We start from the raw sequence: 19730 nt of genomic DNA, 5'->3' as shown, positions 1-19730 counted from the left end.
GAAACGTAAGTCTTCTCCGCGGTTGTCTACGACATTGGTTGAATGCCGATATCCTAAGGATGCCCAGGGAATGGTTTTTTATACCTGCCTCATCCTAAGTTTTTCAAACGGCGGTGCATGTGGTACGATAGCGTCATAATCTTATATGGTTATGAACACATATAGAAAATAGGTGAGTTTCAGCGTGAGAGTGGTATCGGGTAGTGCCAAAGGAAGGCCGTTAAAGGCAGTTCCCGGCACAGGGACGCGGCCGACCACGGATAAGGTCAAGGAAGCGCTATTTAGCATGATAGGTCCTTATTTTGATGGGGGAGTCGCACTTGATCTGTTTGCTGGCAGTGGTGGCCTGGGTATAGAGGCGCTTAGCCGGGGAATGGACAAGGCTGTTTTTATTGATATGGAATCCAAAAGCATTGATGTCATTAAAGAAAATTTGCGAAAAACTGGATTGGAAGGACAGGCTGAAGTGTTCCGCAATGATGCCGGACGAGCGCTCAAGGTGCTGGCAAAACGTGGAGCTCTTTTTGATGCTGTTTTTCTGGACCCACCCTATCGTCTCAAACACGGAGATGAATTAATGAGCCGTATGGCTGAGTTGAACTTGCTTCGTTCAGATGCAATCATCGTGCTGGAGTATGAATCGGGACATGAATATCCGGAAAGCTTCGGGCCGTTCGAACAGGTCAGAAAAGCAGTTTATGGTGAAACGGCGTTATCTATTTATCATTTTGCAGCCGATGTTTTGTCGGATGTCGTAGAACATACAGAAGCCGGAGGGGTCAAATTCGGCATCAGCGAATCAGACGGGGAGGACCATCATGATTGAGCACAAACCACGTATTGCTGTATATCCGGGAACTTTTGATCCCGTGACGATGGGGCATCAGGATATTATTCAAAGAGCAGCCAGACAGTTTGATCTATTGATTGTCGCGGTTCTTAACAATATTAGTAAAAATCCGCTGTTTTCACTTGAGGAACGAATGGAGTTACTGCGAACGGTAACTCGCGATATCCCGAACGTTGAAGTGGACAGCTTCCGTGATCTGACAGCTAATTATGTACGTCAAAAAGGGGCCCAGGTTATTGTCAGAGGAATTCGGTCGGTGACTGATTTTGAATATGAGCTACAATTAGCCTCTACAAATCATAAGCTGAACCCGGATGCGGAAACGATCTTTATGATGACCAATCCAGCTTATTCATATCTGAGTTCCAGTATGGTGAAGGAAATTGCGCATTTTGATGGCAAGGTTGTAGATCTGGTGGCACCGGAGGTGGAAGACGCACTGCGTGCGAAGGTCAACGCGAATCGTGGCGGCTCCACCATGAAGTCATAAAGGAAAAGGCCAGCAGGGTAACTATAATTGTACCTAGCAGTGCAATGGACAGTACGGTTAGTTGCCAGGGGTACATAGATGTTCCTTCAATTTGTGTTAATAAGCCGCTGGCTTCGGCCATGACAGGATGCGTGGCGGATTCATTTACGTTTTCCGCAAAAGAAGACACAGAACTGCGACTGACGTAAGCGGGAGTTGTATTGCTGAAGATGCGGCTAAGCGGGACCCATGTCGCCAAGGTAAGTCCAAAAGCAATGATCCCATGGAGCACTCGTGACAGGGTGAAGGTGATGCCCTTGTCGGAAGGCCTGGTGACGGCGGTAATTTGAAGCCAGCCGCACAGGCCACCCCAGCCCAACACAGCACTAATCAGGGCTGCTTGTGTACGGAGATCAAAGGGCAGACGGCTGATTTCATAGGAACCCAGATGGATTTCCATCCAGGCAGGCCATATGAAAGAAAGCGATCCTTGGCCTGTATATATGGACAGCAGTCGAATCAGTACGGAAAAGAAAATAATGAATCCACCTGTCACCATCAGCGTCTGTACAGCATGGGATACGGTTTCGCCCAACAGTTTTCCGAAACTGCGGCCGTCCCGTTCTCTGGCAGAGCGGGTAGCTTCCCATGCGGATCGGATCAGGGAGGGAGAAGTACGGGAAACTGAGGTGCGCCGGAGGGCAGCTGGCGTTTCCCGTTTTTGCAATTCTTTGGACGGTACAGGTAGTCTGGCTGTGATCCAGCCTGCCAGCAGCCCGGAAATCCAGTGAACGGCAAGTAACATCACACCTGCGGCAGCATTGTGCAGTAGCCCTGTCCCGATGACGAGCAGGATGGTAATCGGATTGCAGAAATGAGCGATAGCGGTTAGACGTCGAAGCTGAAACGCGGTCATATCCTCCTGTTGTGCCCATTGGCGCACTGCTTCCGCAGCAGCCGGGAATCCTGCGGTCAGGCCGAGGGCCAACACCCAGCCGCTTCGCCCGGGTAGACGGAACCAGAATCGCATAAACGGCTCCAGCAGGACACCTAGTCCATGTACTAGACCAAAGGCGATGAGCATTTCGGACAGCATCAAAAAAGGCAACATGGCCGGGAAAATAATACTCCACCATAGCTTAAGGCCTTGAGTAGAGGCTTGAAATACTTTTTCTGGTGAGGCGACAACAGCCAGTACAAGTAAAATGGCTCCAAGGCCAAGCAGTACGGTTGTCCAATAAGGAGCGGAATGGGCTTCCTTTTGCATCAAAGAATTCACCTCTCATAAATATACTAAGGAGAGTCGGATGCTGTCTCCAGCGTTTATTCACGTTCGTTGTCTTGGGATAGGTTGTTCGTATACGTTGTCGTAAACAATGTATGCTTTTTCGGAAGGCTTGAGAACAGGTGGCGTAGAGGCACTTGGGTAAGATAGGAGAAGTTAGGCTGCAAGGGGGAGAAGCAATGAAACGAATAAACCGGAAAAGAGCTTTTTTTACAACCGGTTATGTCTTAATGCTGGCTGCAATGGTCTATGTGCTGGTCTATATGCCAACCCCTTATCTGATCTATGGACCAGGTGGGGCAAACGAGATCAAACCGATGGTTAGAGTCCAGGAGGGTGACAGCATCGAACGGGGGACTTTTATGATGACGACGGTATCGGCGCGTTATGCCAATGTTATCATGTTGGGCCTGTCCAAGTTGGACCGCAATTCGGAGATTCAACGCAAAGAGGATCGTCTGCATGGAAGAAGTGAAGACGAATATGCGGCAGAGCAGGTATGGTATATGGGGGATTCCCAATCTTCCGCAATGGAGGCTGCATACACCCGTGCCCATGTCCCCTATCGGATTGTGCCAGATTACGTGTATGTATTTAAGGTCCCGGGCTCGAACAGCGTGTTCAAGCCTGGAGATGAAATATTGGAGCTGAACGGAGTGAGGGTGACCGATAATCGTTCCATTCGGAAGGCTTTGGAGGACGAAAAACCGGGAACAATGGCTAAAGTGAAGCTAAAGCGTGATGGAAAGTTGCTGACCGTGCAAGCTCCCTTAACGACCATCAAGGACAGTGAGACGGGCAAGCAACGTTCTGGATTTGGCGTCAGTATTGCCACGGTACAGAAGGTACAGCCGAAGGATGGACGTAAAACGATTCATTTTACATCTACGGATGTTGGCGGTCCTTCGGCAGGTTTGATGTTTACCATGGAAATCTATAACCAACTGACACCAGGTGATCTGAGTAAGGGATATCGTACAGCCGGTACGGGTACTATTGATAAGGACGGTCAGGTTGGAGCGATTGGTGGTGCAAAGTATAAAATAGTTGCTGCTGACCGTCAGGATGCGGATTTGTTTTTCGTCCCTGCAGATAATTATAAAGAGGCGAAGGCCAAAGCTGAGCAAATTGGAACCCGGATGAAGCTTGTTCCGGTTCGCAAGCTTGGCGATGCGCTGAATTATATGGAAAAGCTGCCCATCAAACCATAATGGGCGGTCGCAAGTAATCAGCATACATGTCGCGGATGGCGGGACGTGGCATCCCGGCTGCGTGTATGGCGGCTGCGGCTGTATCCCAGTCCAGCTGAGGATGTGATCCGGCAGACAGCTTGACCCATACCGGAAGGGTGGCTGTCTGCTTCATACGTGCCAGCAGCTCGCGTCCAGCCCTGTTAAAGCCGAGCACGCGGATATAGCCAGGACCTTTCGCCAGCTCAGCAGGAGTCATATCGGTTTTGGCATGATTCAGCAAAATATGTGTACACATCCGCTGAAGCTTCGTACGAGTATAGCGCCTTGTCTTGATAGCGGCGAGCAGGGCCTCCACAGAAGGCTGGGGGAGCGTGTACAGCGATTGTCGCAGACGATGCTCCAGCCCTTCGGTGACCTCGTGCAGCTCCGCCAGCTGCTGCGGGCTACGTGTGATCAGGGCGTTCAGCAGCGGCTGGCTGAACGCTTCCCAATGCAGCGGCGCGCGTTCGGTTTGCCACTCGCGCCGCAAAATCTCCAGTGTCGCCGTAGGTATGTATGGCGACGCTGCCACCGGCCCGCCGTCCAGCAGCAGACGGCGGATGGCCGTGGCGCTGGCGATGACTCCGTCCGCAGGGGCCACGGCTTCATGGTAGCCCGATCCCGTACGGGCTACCGTGAAGGGCTTGATTGTGCTGCCCAGCCTTTCCAGCGCAATCAAGTAATGCAGCCCCAACGTATTGTTGGGTTGCTGCATGAGGGCGGCGAGCGCAGCGCCGTCCTCTCCTTCGGCCGCCAGCGCGGCTGCGGCTCCCGCGTAGGCAGCGGGATAGCTCGCGCCGCTGCTTAGGCGCTGCGCGATGCCGGCCTTGAGCTCGGCCGGCTCTGCCGCCAGCACGCGGGCCAGCGCGCGCAGCGGGGCGATGTCTCCGCTCTCGCTACCGAAGCAGAGCGCATCGACGATGCCCGTCGCATGGAGCAGGGCGACCGCTCCGCGGGCAAACCATTCTGCAGGCTGGACGGCATAGGCCACAGGCAGCTCCAGAACCAGGTCCACACCCATGGCGAGTGCCATTTCGGTGCGGGACCATTTGTCTGTAATCGCGGGTTCACCCCGCTGAAGGAAAGGACCACTCATCACAGCCACTGTGCGCTGTGCACCAGTGATGCGAAGAGACTCCTCCCAGTGATGGACATGTCCGTTATGCAGAGGATTGTACTCTACAATCATACCGAGTGTTTTCAAGACCGTATGTCGGCTCCTTTCTTAAAGTAACTTATTGGGTAACTATTTTGATAATAATGGTTAAGTACCCGTGAATGATTGTTTTCAGGGCAGCTATACTGTTTTTCATCGTCGGCATGAACAAGACCATTGAGACCTGGACGAAAAAGCTTTATACTCGCATTATTGTACACGAAGAGTGGCGGGGGTACGAATACTCATCGGTACATGTTTAGCACAATGCATTTTTGCTTCTGCATAAAACTTGTCGAACCATTGGAAAACCAGTGGATTTGTGAGTGGTGTAAAGTGAAAGGTGTTGACAAACGACTCGATCAGTCGGTATAATAATTTTTGTTTGTTTGGAGTGATAGTGATGCAACTATTTTTTCGAAAAGTAGCAACAAGTGACGGTCCTTTTCCTATCCGTGAATCTCTTAATGTGAGTGAATTGGTGGATGATCGTGCTGATGTTACGGCCGTTTCCCCGCTGGAGACCGACTTGGTCGCCGTTAGTCTGGGTCAAGGCTTGATGAGCGTGGAAGGCACGTTGACCGCAGGTCTGGACATGCTGTGTTCACGCTGTTTAAGCCCGATGCACGAGGATTTAAAGATTGAATTCCGTGAACGGTTCAAGCAAACCTCTTCGAGTGTTGAAGAGGAGGATGAAGATGGCGATTTTATCGCAGTGACGGAGGACTCCTTCGACATTGCACCGTATTGTGAAGAACTGTTTGTACTGCATGTGCCGTTTGCGCCTTTGTGCAGTGAGGATTGTCAGGGAATCGCACCAAAGACCGGACAAAACTGGAGTATTGGCTCCGATGACAGTAACGATGGTGATACGGAAAAGATTGATCCGCGTCTGGCAGGGCTTAAGGATTTTTTTAAATGAGAATTGAGTTCAATTCTGAAAAATCATCATCCGCTTGTGCCGGAGAGTTACTGAACCGATGCGTGGATGTTGCAGGCTTGATTCACCGGCTGTAAGATAATTGCTTCTGGCATTTTCTTTCAGTCTTGAATGAGATAAGAAGTCATACCCGCTATGCGGGGGTGATCTGGTTAAGGAGGTGGGAATAATGGCAGTACCTCAACGGAGAACATCCAAAACTCGTCGCGACAAACGTCGTACTCACTTTAAACTGGCAGTACCAGGTATGGTGAAATGCTCCGAATGCGGCGAATTGAAACTTGCTCACCATGTGTGCAAAGTTTGCGGAACGTACAAAGCTAGAGAGATCATCTCTCAATAATGTCCGATAAGCGGATTCTTTGGAATCTTCGCAGGAAGAGTAGCGCTTCACTTCAGTGAGGCGCTACTTTTTTTTGTCTGCATGCTTCCTTTTTACGTCAGCATGCTATATACTGTTTTAGTACCAGGTTCTAAGAAAGAAGGGCCGAAGAGGTTCCTTTATACATACAAGAAGACAAATCGGCTTGAAGTTTCGCCGTTAGAAAGTGAAGTAAAGTAACCCGAACTGTCGTCTGAACGACAGTTTATTGTAGGGAAAGGAGGCGTCACTGACATCGAACGTTTGCCGAAGAGACAGAGACAGCAGCGGCTGACTCAATTAATTGATGATAATCCGTTCGTAACGGATCAGGAATTGACAAGACAGCTGAAGGTAAGTATTCAGACTATTCGGCTGGACCGGATGGAACTGGGAATCCCAGAATTGCGGGAACGGCTAAAGCTGATGGCTGAGCGCTCCTACGACCAGGTTCGTTCCTTGCCTTTGCATGAAGTGATCGGGGATATCGTTGATCTACAGTTGGATCGAAGCGGTATTTCGATTTTTGAGATTAAAGAGGAACATATTTTTTCGCGTACTGGCATTGCGCGGGGGCATTATGTATTTGCTCAGGCCAATTCATTGGCCGTTGCCGTGATTAATGATGAGATAGCATTGACTGCATCAGCGGATATACGCTTTGTCCGCCCGGTTCATTTAGGTGAGAAGTGCATTGCCAAGGCATATGTACGCTCAAATCCAGAACAAAAAGGGAAGGCTAAAGTGGAAGTCTTTGCCTACGTAGGAGAAGAAATGGTGTTCCAAGGCAACTTTGTCATTTATCGCTCCACGGAGGAAGAGTATAGCGAAGGAGGAAGTCAGCATGCGGATCGCCATTGATGCCATGGGGGGAGATAATGCTCCTGAGGCGACAGTAGAGGGCGCGCTATCTGCGGCAGCGGAATGGAAGGATACGGACATTACGCTGGTTGGTGACCTGGAACGAATTGAATCGGTTCTGAACGGTAGGGCGTTGCCGACGAACCTCAGCATTCGCCATGCATCCGAAATGATAGATGCGCAGGACGAGCCTGTAAAGGCAGTGCGCCGTAAAAAGGATGCCTCGATGGTCGTAGCTGGTCGAATGGTCAGAGAAGGCGAAGCGGATGCCATGATATCCGCAGGTAATACAGGCGCGCTAATGACCACAGGGTTGCTGGTGGTTGGAAGAATGGAGGGCATTGAACGTCCGGCTCTCGCGCCGATGATACCAACGATAGATGATCAGGGTATTCTAGCGCTGGACCTGGGAGCCAATATGGATGCCAAGCCTGAGCATCTTGCCCAGTATGCACTGATGGGGAGCTTGTATCGTCAGAAAGTTCACGGTGTGTCTTCTCCAAGGGTGGGTCTGCTGAATGTGGGGACCGAAGCTGGGAAGGGCAATGAACTGACGAAGTTGGCATATCCACTTATTGAGCAGTTACCTGTCAATTTTGTGGGTAATGTTGAATCGAGAGATGTGTTAACCGGGAATTGCGATGTACTGGTGTGCGATGGATTTGCTGGAAATATCATGCTAAAATCGCTAGAGGGTACAGCCGGAGCCATATTTTCTCTCTTAAAAGAGCAATTCACCAAATCCTTGAAGACCAAGCTTGCGGCAGCCTTGATTATGCCTGAGCTTCGCAGTCTGAAAGGTAAATTGGATTATAAAGAGCATGGCGGGGCTCCTTTGCTGGGTTTGAGTGGACTCGTCCTGAAAAGTCACGGTTCGTCTGACGGCGTTGCCGTCAAAAATGCGGTAAGGCAGGCTCGTACGGCCTTGCAAAACCGGTTGGTGGAAAGTATATCCAAGGAAATCAGCAGGAAGTGAGTGACGATATGAATAAATTACGGCCGGTTGGTGTTATCGGAACAGGGAAATACGTACCTGAGAAAATTCTGACCAATAAAGATTTGGAAGCAATCGTAGAAACAAGTGATGAATGGATTGTCAGCCGTACAGGGATTCAGGAGCGCCATATTGCGGCTCCAGAGCAGGCTACATCTGATTTAGCTTATGAAGCAGCAATTAAGGCGTTGGAGTCCGCGGGTATGACGGCACAGGATCTGGATTTAATTATTGTAGCTACGGTTACACCGGATATGGCGTTTCCGTCAACTGCCTGCATTCTTCAGGACAAATTGGGAGCCAAAGGCGCAGCAGCTTTCGATTTGTCTGCGGCATGCTCGGGTTTTGTATACGGACTGGCTACGGCAACGAGCTTCATTAAGACAGGTATCTATAATAATGCATTAATCATTGGGGCAGACTGTCTTTCTCGGATTACAGATTATACCGACCGCAATACCTGTGTTCTATTCGGAGATGGTGCAGGAGCTGTAGTGATTGGCGAAGTGCCTGAAGGTAGAGGATTCCAATCCTTTGATCTCGGGGCTGAGGGTGCCGGAGGCAGCTTACTCAAGTTGGAAGCAGGAGGCTCGCGTTTGCCTGCGAGTGCAGACACACTGGAAAATAAACAGCACTATATTTACATGAACGGACGCGAAGTGTTCAAGTTCGCGGTTCGTGTTATGGGAACGGCAACGGTCGATGTGTTGGAAAAAGCAGGGCTGTCCAAAGATGATATTGATCTGTTCGTTCCGCATCAAGCCAATGTTCGCATCATCCAATCGGCGATGCAACGTCTGGATTTACCAGAGGAAAAGGTAGTTGTTAATGTTCATAAATATGCGAATACATCGGCAGCATCAATCCCTCTCGCTCTTGTGGAAGCAGCTGAGGAAGGCCGCATGAAGGAAGGCGACCGTGTATTAATGGTGGGCTTTGGCGGTGGCTTGACCTGGGGAGCGTCGGTTCTTGTCTGGTAATAAGATGGAAGTTTTGATATAATATTGAATTTGTGTAGTGTTTTACAGGACAAGCATTGGATACAGAGAGGTGCATACACGATGGGCAAAACGGCATTTATATTTCCCGGTCAGGGTTCACAAGCTGTAGGTATGGCTAAAGATGCTTATGAAGCAGTTCCAGCTGCAACAGAAGTATTTCGCCAAGCGGACGAACGGTTAGGGTTCGCACTAAGCACACTGATTTTTGAAGGGCCGGACACAGCTTTGAAGCAAACATCCAATACGCAGCCTGCATTGTTAACGGCGAGCATTGCGTTGTATGAAGCGTTCAAGGAAAAAATGGGCATTCATCCCGATTATGTGGCTGGACACAGTCTAGGAGAATACAGCGCGCTAGTCGCTTCCGGTGTCCTCGCATTTGAGGATGCGGTTGAAATCGTTCGTACACGTGGCGAGTTCATGGAGCAGGCCATTCCTGATGGGCAAGGCGGGATGGCTGCTGTGTTGGGAGCTGATCGTGAAGCATTGGCAGCATTGTGCCGTGATATTACAGAGTCTGGTCAACTGGTCGAACTAGCCAACATCAATTGTCCTGGACAAATTGTTGTATCTGGTACGAAGGAGGGCGTAGCTGCTGTCGCTGAACGTGTGAAGGAAGCAGGAGGCAAGCGCGCTATTACTCTGGAGGTTAGCGGTCCTTTCCACTCGTCACTGATGAAGGAAGCAGCGATCAAGCTCTCCGGCAAGTTGGGGGCTGTAACTTTCTCCAAAGCTCAGGTTCCGGTTGTTGCCAATGTAACAGCTAAACCTGTACGTGAGGGGAGCGAAATTCGCCAACTGTTGGTGGATCAGGTCTATTCTCCGGTACTGTGGGAAGACAGTGTAACATGGCTACTAGAACAAGGTGTTGACACCTTTGTTGAGTTTGGACCGGGAAGTGTATTGACTGGACTGGTTAAAAAAATCGACAAATCGGTTAAGCTGTATAATATAAGCAGCCTGGAGTCGTTTGCTTCTGTAACGGAAGCCTTGGAGGCCCGTTAAAAGTATAATCATTGCCTTAACGGGTTATATACTTGCAAGGGGGGGACTATGATGTCTAAGCCATTGAGTGGAAAAACGGCGCTCGTTACGGGAGCGTCGCGCGGAATTGGCCGTAGTATTGCGCTGGCGCTGGCTGAAGCAGGTGCTAATGTGGCGGTAAACTATGCTGGTAGTGAAGCGGCTGCGACTGAGGTAGCAGAGCAGATTCGTGCCAAAGGTGTAGAGGCTATTACAGTTCAGGCAAATGTCGGTCGCGCTGACGAAGCAGATCAGTTGATCAAGGATGTGATTGGCGCTTGGGGCAAGATTGACATCCTGGTGAATAATGCCGGCATAACAAGAGATAATTTAATCATGCGCATGAAGGAAGAGGAATTCGATCAGGTGATCGAAACGAATCTGAAGGGTGTGTTTAATTGTCTTAAGTCGGCAACACGTCCAATGATGAAGCAGCGTTCTGGCCGAATTATCAATATCTCCTCCGTGGTTGGTGTACTTGGCAACGCAGGACAAGCCAACTACGTTGCTGCTAAAGCAGGGGTAATTGGTCTTACCAAATCCTCTGCTCGAGAGCTTGCTTCGAGAGGTATTACAGTGAACTGTGTGGCTCCTGGATTCATCGATACTGAGATGACGCAGGTGCTGGCTGATGATTTGCGTGACAATATGCTGAGCGGTATTCCGCTGGCCCGTCTTGGACGGCCTGAGGAAATTGCTGACGTGGTGCTGTTCTTGGCCTCGGATGCTTCCTCATATATGACGGGCCAGACTTTGCATGTGGATGGCGGCATGTATATGTAGTAGCATGTTGCAATCCGCATGCCCCGATGAAGAGTTGTCAATGAAAACTCTCTTCTATGGCATTTTAATTGTAATTTTCGTATAATACCTAAGAGGAGGTGAGCCGGATGTCCGATGTATTGGAGCGCGTAAAACGCATTGTCGTTGACCGTTTGGGAGCCGACGAAGCCGAAGTTACACTTGAAGCATCTTTTAAAGATGATTTAGGCGCTGATTCTCTCGATGTAGTTGAATTGGTAATGGAATTGGAAGATGAGTTTGATATGGAAATCTCTGATGAAGATGCAGAGAAAATTACAACTGTAGGTGAAGTTGTGAAGTACATACAATCTCATACCTAATTCATGTCATCAAAAGTCCCGTTCTGTTACAGGCGGGACTTTCTCCTAATTATACAGATTGAACTAAAGACGGAATTGCCGCGTGTTTTTGAGTCTGGCTCAGCTTCACTTAGTCAAAGGCTGAGGAGTATGCGGCATTACTAACTTTAGTTGATTCTATATTATTTTTACGCACAAGAGAGTGCGGTCTTAAAATACAATATGCAGTAGACATAGAGGTGATTATCTTTGAAACAACGTGTTGTCATAACAGGAATGGGTGTAATCACTTCGCTGGGACAGGATTTGAACACACTATGGGATAATCTGATGGCTGGAAAATCCGGCGTCAGTGAAATCGAAGCTTTCGATACAAGTGAGTACACTACGAAAATAGCCGCTTCCATTAAAGATTTTAATCCAGAGGATTATATTGAACGTAAGGATGCGCGTAAAATGGACCGCTTTGTGCAGTTTGCGGTTGCTGCTAGTAAATTGGCGCTTGAGGACAGCGGACTTGTAATCGGAGAAAATGCGGATGCTGAGCGTGTTGGTGTATCTGTCGGTTCCGGTATTGGTGGATTGGGAACTTGGGAGGATCAGCACAACGCACTGATTGAAAAAGGACCTAAACGCGTAAGCCCTTTCTTCATCCCGATGATGATTGCTAATATGGGTTCCGGTCAAGTGTCAATTTCACTCGGTGCTAAAGGCCCCAATACATCACCGGTTACGGCTTGTGCCACGGGCAGTCATGCTATTGGTGATTCCTTCCGCATGATTCAGCGTGGTGACGCAGACGCCATGATTTGCGGAGGAGCTGAGGCGACTATTCGTCCGATTGGTATGGCTGGATTTTGTTCCATGCGAGCAATGTCCACGCGTAACGACGAGCCTGAAAAGGCAAGCCGTCCTTTTGATACCGAAAGAGACGGGTTTGTTATGGGCGAAGGCTCTGGTGTTCTTATTCTAGAATCGTTGGATCATGCTTTGAAGCGTGGTGCGCGTATTTACGGTGAAGTGATTGGCTACGGTCTTTCTGGCGATGCCCATCATATGACGGAGCCTGATCCAGAGGGAGCAGCACGCTGCATTAGAATGGCGATCCGTGATGCTGGATTGAATCCTGAAGAGATTGATTATATCAATGCACATGGTACATCTACGCCAGTCGGTGATAAATCCGAAACGGAAGCAGTCAAGAAAACGCTGGGAGAGCATGCCTATAAGGTAGCGATCAGCTCAACTAAGTCGATGACAGGGCATTTATTGGGTGCAGCGGGCGGCGTTGAAGCCGTGATCTGTGGTCTCGCCCTTCAGCATCAGACGATTCCGCCAACGATTAATTTGGATAATCAAGACCCGGCATGCGATCTTGATTATGTACCTAATAAGCCGAGAAAAGCGGAACTGAATGTGGTTATGTCCAATTCCTTTGGTTTTGGCGGTCACAATGCTACGGTTATTCTAAAAAAATATGAAGCATAAGGGGTCAGTTCGTTGAGTGGAGACTTGAAGCAATTACAGCAGAAACTTCATATTCAATTCAACAATCGGCAGCTTCTGAAGCAGGCCTTTACGCACGCTTCCTACGTAAACGAACATCGGTTCAGTCAGCATGCAGACAATGAGCGTCTTGAATTTTTAGGTGACGCTGTTCTGGAACTGACGGTGTCCGAGCAATTGTACAATCAGTACCCTAACCGACCCGAAGGCGAACTCACCAAGCTGCGTGCAGCTATTGTCTGTGAGCCTTCTCTGGTGAAGTTTGCTGTCGGGCTTGAGTTTGGGCAATATGTACTGCTTGGAAAAGGTGAAGAGTTGACAGGTGGACGTACTCGTCCGGCTCTGTTGGCTGATGTATTCGAAGCGTTCGTAGGTGCGCTTTATTTGGATCAGGGTCTGGAGGCCGTCCGGTCGTTTCTGGAACGTTATATTTTTCCTCAAATTGTATTAAACGGTAAGCTTCAGATGAGTGATTTCAAAACAGAGCTTCAGGAACTGACGCAGCATCATAACATGGGGATGCTTGAATACAAGATTGTAGAGGAGCGCGGACCAGCCCATGAGCGCGAGTTTGTAGCTGAGGTATATATGGACAGCGAACGGCTAGGGGCAGGTACGGGACGCTCCAAAAAAGAAGCTGAGCAGCAAGCGGCGGCAGTAGCTTTAAACCGTTTGAAGCTGGCAGAATCGTAATCGGTACCTGAGCAGCCCGGACGGGTTACACAAGCAGGGGACACAAAGTAAGAGCAAAGGGCAGTCCGCGGGGAGTCCCGGCCCGTAATGGCGAATGGACTGCGTTTTGCTCTTTTTTCGTGGCTTTGCTGGTGTAATGTGAGTGTCGGTACTGTGCTTTATACAAGCTAGTTTATGCTACAATAGGGATAATTCATATCAATCAGGTATACGGTGTTGTACAAGCATATTTGAAATGTTAGAGGTGAGATTGAGCATGTTTTTAAAGCGCATTGAGCTGGCGGGCTTCAAATCGTTTGCAGATAAAACGGAAATGGAATTTGTCCGCGGCATTACGGCAGTCGTCGGACCCAACGGAAGCGGAAAAAGTAATATTTCCGACGGGATTCGTTGGGTGCTGGGCGAACAGAGTGCCAAATCACTGCGTGGCGGCAAAATGGAGGACATTATTTTTGCGGGTAGTGATGCTCGTAAGGCTGTTAATTACGGTGAAGTATCGCTTACGCTGGATAATGAAGATCAGGCATTGCCTCTGGATTTTGGTGAAGTCACGGTAACGCGACGTGTACATCGAAGTGGAGATAGTGAATATTTCATTAATCGGCAATCATGCAGACTCCGAGATATTACAGAGCTGTTTATGGATACAGGGATTGGTAAAGAAGCTTATTCAATTATTGGACAGGGACGCATTGAAGAAATTCTGAGTACCCGATCTGAGGATCGCCGAGGTATTTTTGAGGAAGCTTCGGGTATCGTAAAATATAAATCGCGTAAAAAAGATGCGGTTCGCAAGCTGGATGAAACGGAGCAAAATTTACTGCGTATTCACGATTTGGTTAGTGAACTGGAGGATCAGATTGGACCGCTTAAGGAGCAGTCTGAAAAGGCGATTCATTTTAAAGAGCTGCGCGGTGAATTGAAATCCAAAGAAATTTCAATGTACGTCCATCAAATTGAACAAATTCATACTTCGTGGAGCGATGCGACTTCCAAACTAGCTTTGCTGCAGCAGGAGCAACTTCAGTTGTCTACGGTGGTGTCCCGCCACGATGCGATGCTGGAAAGCGACCGCAACGAATTACGCCAGCTGGAGGAGCAAGTAGAGCGGTTGCAAAGGGATCTGCTGCAATACAGTGAAGCGACGGAGAAAAGTGAAGGCTACGGCGAATTGCTCAAAGAGCGCACACGCAATCTGGAGGCTAATCGGGAACAATTGATCTTATCACTTACCACAAGCGAATCACGGCATTCCGAGCGCAGGAGTGAACTGGATCAACTGAACGAAAAGCTGTCTGCACTGAATGTAGAGCTTGACGAGTTGCGTGGGCGGCTGTCTGACGAAGAAGCCAAACTGATTGGTGTTACAGGCGGAATCAGCCAGGAGCAGGAAGAAAGCCTAAAGGGTGGTCTGCTGGAGCTGATGAATCAAATGGCACAGGCCCGTAACGAAATTCGTTATACAGACCAACAGAAGGAAGCATTGGAACGGCGTGTGACTCGCGTAAGTGACGAATCCGGCAAATGGGAAGCCCAGAAAGTACAGCTTGAACAGCGCAAAAAGGGATTGGAAGCTGCTGTTCAGAAGCTAGGGCAGGAAATAAGTAGTTTGCGTAGTGGCTATATTCAGGGAAGTGAAAAGTACCAAGCCCTGCAAAAACTTCTGGAAGAAAACCAGGGTACGGTTCGTAAATGGGAACAAAAACGAGAGGCTCTAATTTCACGGCGAGATACGATGAAGGAAATGCAGGATGACTTTGACGGCTTCATGCTTGGAGTTAAAGAGGTATTGAAGGCTGCACGAAAAGAAACCTTGCACGGTGTACATGGAGCGGTAGCGGAGCTGATTCGAGTGCCTGAGCATTTAGAGCAGGCGATGGAGACCGCTTTGGGTGCTTCAGTTCAGCATATCGTGATGGAAAATGAATCCGTATCCAGACAGGCGATCAGTTTTCTAAAGCAACGTCAACTGGGCAGAGCGACATTTTTGCCTATGGATGTTATCCGCCCGCGTCAAATCGGTGCGGGGGAACGCCAAATTGCAGAAGGCGCTGAAGGCTTTGTCGGGATCGGTGCAGATCTTGTTCAGTATGATGATCGATATGCCGGAATTGTAGGCAGTCTCTTGGGGAATGTGGTCATTGCCCGTACGTTGGAAGATGCAAACCGTATTGCGGCCCGTTGCCAATATAGATACCGCGTGGTCACTTTGGAAGGCGATGTTGTCAATGCAGGGGGTTCCATGACTGGGGGAAGCCAGTTCAAGAAAAATGCTAATCTGCTTGGACGTAAGCGTCAGCTAGATCAGTTGGATCAAGATATTGTAGATACGGAGCAGCAAATTGCAAGGTTGCGCCAGAGTGCAATAGATACCAAACGCCAGTTGGAGGAGACACAGACCCGTCTGGATGAGTTGCGCCAGGGCGGCGATGTGAAGCGCGGTGAAGAGCAGCAGATGGCAATGGAACTCAAGCAACTAGAGCATGAACTTCGTCATGTTCTGGAGCAGGTCGCTGCGTCTGGTCAGGAGAAAAAGGGCTTTGATCAGGAAATCAAGGAGCTGGAAACTTCCCGTGAAGAAGCGTTGGTAAAGTTGGCTGCGCTAGAGGAAGAAGAGAAGAAAACGCATCAGGCCATTCACGCTGCCGAATTCGCCCGTAAAGCCAACGAATCTGCCAAAGAGCAGCTGCAGGGAGAGCTCACGAATCTCAAGGTAAGAGAAGGAAAGCTGGACCAGGAGCGCTTTTCATTGGAAGAGCAGCTGCGCAGATTGCGTGGGGATTATGATACTCTTGGTAAGGATTCGAGACAAAACAAGACCTTGCTTGCTTCCATCGAAGCAGATTTGCTGACCAATGAGCAGGAGACCGTGAAACAGATTGAAAATCTCAATCAATACCGTTTGAAAAAGGAAGAAGCCGCACAGCAACTGGAATTCAAGCGGGCTGCACGCAGTAGCTTGTCCAAAAAGCTGGAAGTGGCTGAGAACGACACGAAAGAACAGCGAATTCAGCTCAAGTCAGTGGAGGAGTTGCTTCGTCAAACGGAAATTGGAGTAAATCGACTTGATGTGGAACTGGAAAATGTTCTGAAAAAATTAAGTGATGATTATGAACTCAGCTATGAGTTAGCCAAGCAGCGTTACCCTATACCTGAAGATATTGAAGGTACGCAGAGTGAGGTAGAAAGGCTCAAACGTGGTATTTCCGCGTTAGGTGAGGTGAATCTAGGTGCCATTGAGGAATACCAGCGTGTGCATGAGCGTTATACGTTTCTTGATGAGCAAAAGTCTGATTTGGTGGAGGCCAAGACAACGCTTTATCAGGTTATTCGTGAAATGGATGAAGAAATGTCCAAACGCTTTAAGACTACATTCGATGCTATTCGGCGCGAATTTGGAACGGTATTCTCCAAGCTGTTCGGAGGCGGACGTGCTGATCTCGTGCTGCTTGACCCGGAACGCTTGCTGGAGACGGGAATCGACATCGTAGCTCAACCACCGGGCAAAAAACTGCAAAACTTGCAGCTACTGTCAGGCGGTGAGCGTGCGTTAACAGCGATGGCGTTACTATTTGCCATTTTACACGTTAAACCTGTTCCATTCTGTGTACTCGATGAAGTAGAGGCTGCATTGGACGAAGCAAACGTGGTGCGTTTTGCCCAGTATTTACGAGAATTCTCGGAGCAGACACAGTTTATTGTAGTCACACACCGAAAGGGCACAATGGAGGAATCTGATGTGCTGTACGGGGTTACGATGGAGGAAGGCGGGGTTTCCAAACTCGTATCTGTCAAGCTGGACAACGATGAAGCTGAGATTGCCTGACATTAAATAACATACTTTCAGACCAACGGAGGGAATCCATGAGTTTCTTTAGGAAATTGAAGGAAAGCATTGCAAACAAAACTGAATCTGTCACAAAACAGTTCAAAGATGGTTTGGAAAAAACACGTAAAGGTTTTGTTGAAAAAGTAACGGACTTGATGATTCGCCGTAAAAAGATTGATGAGGAATTTTATGAGGAACTGGAAGAAATTCTGATCGGAGCAGACGTAGGCGTCAACACGGTTATGAACCTCATTGAAGACCTGCGAGAAGAAGTGAAAAAGCGCAAAATCGAGGACGCATCCGAGTTACAGCCTGTATTGTCGGAAAAGCTGTCCGAGTTGCTGCGGGGTAATGACAATAGTCAGCTCAAAATGAGTCCTGACGGGATTACAGTCATTTTATTCGTGGGAGTCAATGGCGTCGGCAAAACAACAACCATTGGCAAGTTAGCTCACCGTTTTAAACAAGAGGGCAAAAAAGTATTGTTGGCTGCTGGGGATACGTTCCGCGCGGGTGCGATTGAACAGTTGGAGGTATGGGGCGAACGGGCAGGTGTAGAGGTTATTAAGCAGCAATCCGGTTCCGATCCGGCTGCGGTTATGTTTGATGCCGTACAGGCTGCCAAGCAGCGTAAAGTGGATGTTTTGTTGTGTGATACCGCAGGACGTCTTCAGAATAAAAGCAATCTAATGGAGGAACTGAACAAAATTTTCCGTGTGATTCAACGCGAAATTCCAGATGCTCCACATGAAGTGTTGTTGGTACTTGATGCGACGACTGGACAAAATGCACTTAACCAAGCCAAGCTGTTTGGTGAGAAAAGCGGTGTAACCGGGCTGGTACTAACGAAGTTGGATGGTACAGCGAAGGGTGGAATTGTTGTGGCCATCCGTCAGGAGCTGAATTTGCCTGTTAAGCTGGTGGGCTTAGGTGAAAAAGTGAATGATCTTCAACCGTTTGATTCCGAGCAATTCGTTCATGCGTTGTTTGCGGGGTTGATTCAGGAAGAGACGGTCGAAGCAACTGCTACAGGTGAGGAAGAACAGAACTGATACGTTTAAAGTAGGCTTTCATGCTACGTTTGGGACTAAGTAGCCATCCTGTTGCTGCTCAAGTTCGCCCAGATGTATAATGAAAGCAAGAAGTCTGTCGATGCCGTATATGTAATGTATCTTGTATGTAAAATATAAATCAGGAAGCCGGGTGAAAAACCGATGGCAAACACCTATACCTACTCCCGACGGGAAGAAGTAGCCAACGCCATTACACATGGAATTGGAGCCGTTTTAAGCGTAGCAGCGCTTGTGTTGCTCATTGTTTTTGCTAGCATGAAAGGAACCACTTGGCATGTCGTCAGCTTTACGATTTACGGGATTACGATGTTGCTGTTGTACACCAATTCAACGTTGCTTCATAGCCTGCGTGAAGGGAAAATGAAGGATTTGTTCGAAATATTCGATCATTCTTGCATTTACCTGTTCATTGCAGGCAGCTACACCCCGTTTATGCTCGTTGCACTGCGAGGTACTATGGGATGGACACTGTTTGGGGTGATTTGGGGGATTGCACTGTTTGGTGTGTTGTTCAAGGCGTTTTTCACCAAGCGCTTCCTGTTTATGTCTACCGTGTTTTACATTGTGATGGGCTGGCTCATCACAATTGCCTGGAATCCTCTGGTTGCGACTGTTCCCGCCGGAGGGATGACGTTATTGTTCGTAGGTGGTCTTATGTATACGTTGGGCACGATTTTCTATGTGTGGCGGGCATTTCCATATCACCATGCGATCTGGCATCTGTTTGTTTTGGCAGGCAGCATACTTCATTTTCTGGCTGTTCTGCTGTATCTTACTCCAGTAAGGGTTTAAGTAACAGTGGGCAAAAAGCCGATCCGTACTTCCGTTTAAGGGCAGTGGATCGGCTTTTTTTTGTATGACAAGGGATAACGCTTGACATCTTCTTTTCTTTTATGTATCATAAGGAACGTTGAAAAGAACTGTAAAGTGTTTTTCCTTGACGATGGAGGTATACAAGATGAGTCAGGAGAATCGGCTGGAAAAGACAAACCGGATTAACCGACTGTTTGACTTCTATGAACCTCTGCTTACAGAGAAGCAACAGATGTTTTTAAAATATTACTTCCATGATGATTTTTCTTTAGGGGAAATTGCATCGGAATTTCAAATTAGCCGTCAGGCAGTGTATGAACATATTAAACGTGCTGAACAGGTATTGGAAATGTACGAGGAAAAGCTTGGTTTGCTAAGTAAGTATGAGCGTAGAATCCAAGATCTCGAAGAATTAAATAAGACGTTGTATGAGGCATTCGGTAAAATCGGTGAGTCCGATGAAGGCACTCTGCAACATGTCCATCAAATTGTAAATCGCCTGCAGGAATTGTAGGACATATAGATATAAGAACAAACAACC

Annotated in this window: 19 protein-coding genes; 17 read left to right on the top strand and 2 right to left on the bottom strand. The window is 48.5% G+C overall.

Annotation, left to right across the window (positions count from 1 at the left end):
- Positions 1 to 184: 184 nt before the first annotated feature.
- Both rsmD and coaD read left to right on the top strand, forming a co-directional pair.
- Entirely contained in the window at positions 185 to 826 is a 642-nt protein-coding gene (rsmD, locus tag MKX30_RS11885; protein WP_028542741.1) for a 16S rRNA (guanine(966)-N(2))-methyltransferase RsmD, read from the top strand.
- Positions 819 to 1340 (top strand): pantetheine-phosphate adenylyltransferase, encoded by a 522-nt coding sequence (gene coaD / locus MKX30_RS11880; RefSeq protein ID WP_013309846.1) that lies wholly within the window; start codon positions 819 to 821, stop codon positions 1338 to 1340. Before rsmD ends, coaD begins: the two co-directional genes overlap by 8 nt.
- On the opposite strand, the gene MKX30_RS11875 is transcribed toward coaD, so the two are convergent.
- Complete coding sequence (locus tag MKX30_RS11875; RefSeq protein WP_053325226.1) at positions 1303 to 2586, bottom strand: nucleoside recognition protein; 1284 nt, start codon at positions 2584 to 2586, stop codon at positions 1303 to 1305. The genes coaD and MKX30_RS11875 overlap by 38 nt on opposite strands.
- Before the next feature lie 197 nt (positions 2587 to 2783).
- Between MKX30_RS11875 and MKX30_RS11870 the strand changes: the two genes are divergently transcribed.
- Positions 2784 to 3815, top strand: a complete 1032-nt coding sequence (locus MKX30_RS11870) for a YlbL family protein (protein ID WP_341062846.1) — start codon at positions 2784 to 2786, stop codon at positions 3813 to 3815.
- Here MKX30_RS11870 and MKX30_RS11865 read toward each other — a convergent pair.
- Positions 3805 to 5040, bottom strand: a complete 1236-nt coding sequence (locus MKX30_RS11865) for a nucleotidyltransferase (RefSeq protein ID WP_341062845.1) — start codon at positions 5038 to 5040, stop codon at positions 3805 to 3807. The genes MKX30_RS11870 and MKX30_RS11865 overlap by 11 nt on opposite strands.
- Before the next feature lie 355 nt (positions 5041 to 5395).
- Between MKX30_RS11865 and MKX30_RS11860 the strand changes: the two genes are divergently transcribed.
- The 14 genes from MKX30_RS11860 (at position 5396) to MKX30_RS11795 (ending at position 19703) form a co-directional block, all read left to right on the top strand.
- Positions 5396 to 5914, top strand: a complete 519-nt coding sequence (locus MKX30_RS11860) for a YceD family protein (RefSeq protein WP_023988160.1) — start codon at positions 5396 to 5398, stop codon at positions 5912 to 5914.
- Positions 5915 to 6101: 187 nt separating this feature from the next.
- Positions 6102 to 6275 (top strand): 50S ribosomal protein L32, encoded by a 174-nt coding sequence (rpmF, locus tag MKX30_RS11855; protein ID WP_007429979.1) that lies wholly within the window; start codon positions 6102 to 6104, stop codon positions 6273 to 6275.
- 282 nt (positions 6276 to 6557) lie between these two features.
- Positions 6558 to 7154 (top strand): transcription factor FapR, encoded by a 597-nt coding sequence (gene fapR / locus MKX30_RS11850; protein WP_007429980.1) that lies wholly within the window; start codon positions 6558 to 6560, stop codon positions 7152 to 7154.
- Positions 7138 to 8130 (top strand): phosphate acyltransferase PlsX, encoded by a 993-nt coding sequence (gene plsX, locus MKX30_RS11845; protein WP_023988161.1) that lies wholly within the window; start codon positions 7138 to 7140, stop codon positions 8128 to 8130. The genes fapR and plsX overlap by 17 nt, the downstream gene beginning before the upstream one ends.
- Positions 8131 to 8138: 8 nt before the next feature.
- Positions 8139 to 9128 (top strand): beta-ketoacyl-ACP synthase III, encoded by a 990-nt coding sequence (locus MKX30_RS11840; RefSeq protein WP_023988162.1) that lies wholly within the window; start codon positions 8139 to 8141, stop codon positions 9126 to 9128.
- 81 nt (positions 9129 to 9209) lie between these two features.
- The gene (gene fabD, locus MKX30_RS11835; RefSeq protein WP_339201874.1) at positions 9210 to 10154 is read left to right on the top strand and encodes an ACP S-malonyltransferase; all 945 of its coding nucleotides are present in this window, start codon (positions 9210 to 9212) and stop codon (positions 10152 to 10154) included.
- A 51-nt stretch (positions 10155 to 10205) separates the two neighbouring features.
- Entirely contained in the window at positions 10206 to 10955 is a 750-nt protein-coding gene (gene fabG, locus MKX30_RS11830) for a 3-oxoacyl-[acyl-carrier-protein] reductase (RefSeq protein WP_023988164.1), read from the top strand.
- 107 nt (positions 10956 to 11062) lie between these two features.
- On the top strand, positions 11063 to 11296 hold the full coding sequence (locus tag MKX30_RS11825; protein WP_007429985.1) for an acyl carrier protein: 234 nt from the start codon (positions 11063 to 11065) through the stop codon (positions 11294 to 11296).
- 228 nt (positions 11297 to 11524) lie between these two features.
- Entirely contained in the window at positions 11525 to 12763 is a 1239-nt protein-coding gene (gene fabF / locus MKX30_RS11820; RefSeq protein ID WP_023988165.1) for a beta-ketoacyl-ACP synthase II, read from the top strand.
- 12 nt (positions 12764 to 12775) lie between these two features.
- Positions 12776 to 13474, top strand: coding sequence for a ribonuclease III (rnc, locus tag MKX30_RS11815; protein WP_013309856.1), 699 nt, complete (start codon positions 12776 to 12778; stop codon positions 13472 to 13474).
- Positions 13475 to 13730: 256 nt separating this feature from the next.
- Positions 13731 to 17300 (top strand): chromosome segregation protein SMC, encoded by a 3570-nt coding sequence (smc, locus tag MKX30_RS11810; protein ID WP_341062844.1) that lies wholly within the window; start codon positions 13731 to 13733, stop codon positions 17298 to 17300.
- Positions 17301 to 17338: 38 nt separating this feature from the next.
- Positions 17339 to 18355, top strand: coding sequence for a signal recognition particle-docking protein FtsY (ftsY, locus tag MKX30_RS11805; protein ID WP_023988167.1), 1017 nt, complete (start codon positions 17339 to 17341; stop codon positions 18353 to 18355).
- Between the two features lie 162 nt (positions 18356 to 18517).
- Positions 18518 to 19168, top strand: coding sequence for a PAQR family membrane homeostasis protein TrhA (trhA, locus tag MKX30_RS11800; protein ID WP_023988168.1), 651 nt, complete (start codon positions 18518 to 18520; stop codon positions 19166 to 19168).
- A 166-nt stretch (positions 19169 to 19334) separates the two neighbouring features.
- Positions 19335 to 19703, top strand: a complete 369-nt coding sequence (locus MKX30_RS11795; RefSeq protein WP_023988169.1) for a putative DNA-binding protein — start codon at positions 19335 to 19337, stop codon at positions 19701 to 19703.
- Positions 19704 to 19730: the final 27 nt, after the last annotated feature.

Origin of the sequence: Paenibacillus sp. FSL P2-0173, assembly GCF_038008045.1 — a bacterium.
Taxonomy (GTDB): Bacteria; Bacillota; Bacilli; order Paenibacillales; family Paenibacillaceae; genus Paenibacillus; species Paenibacillus polymyxa_B.
This window is presented reverse-complemented; position numbering and strand designations above follow the sequence as displayed.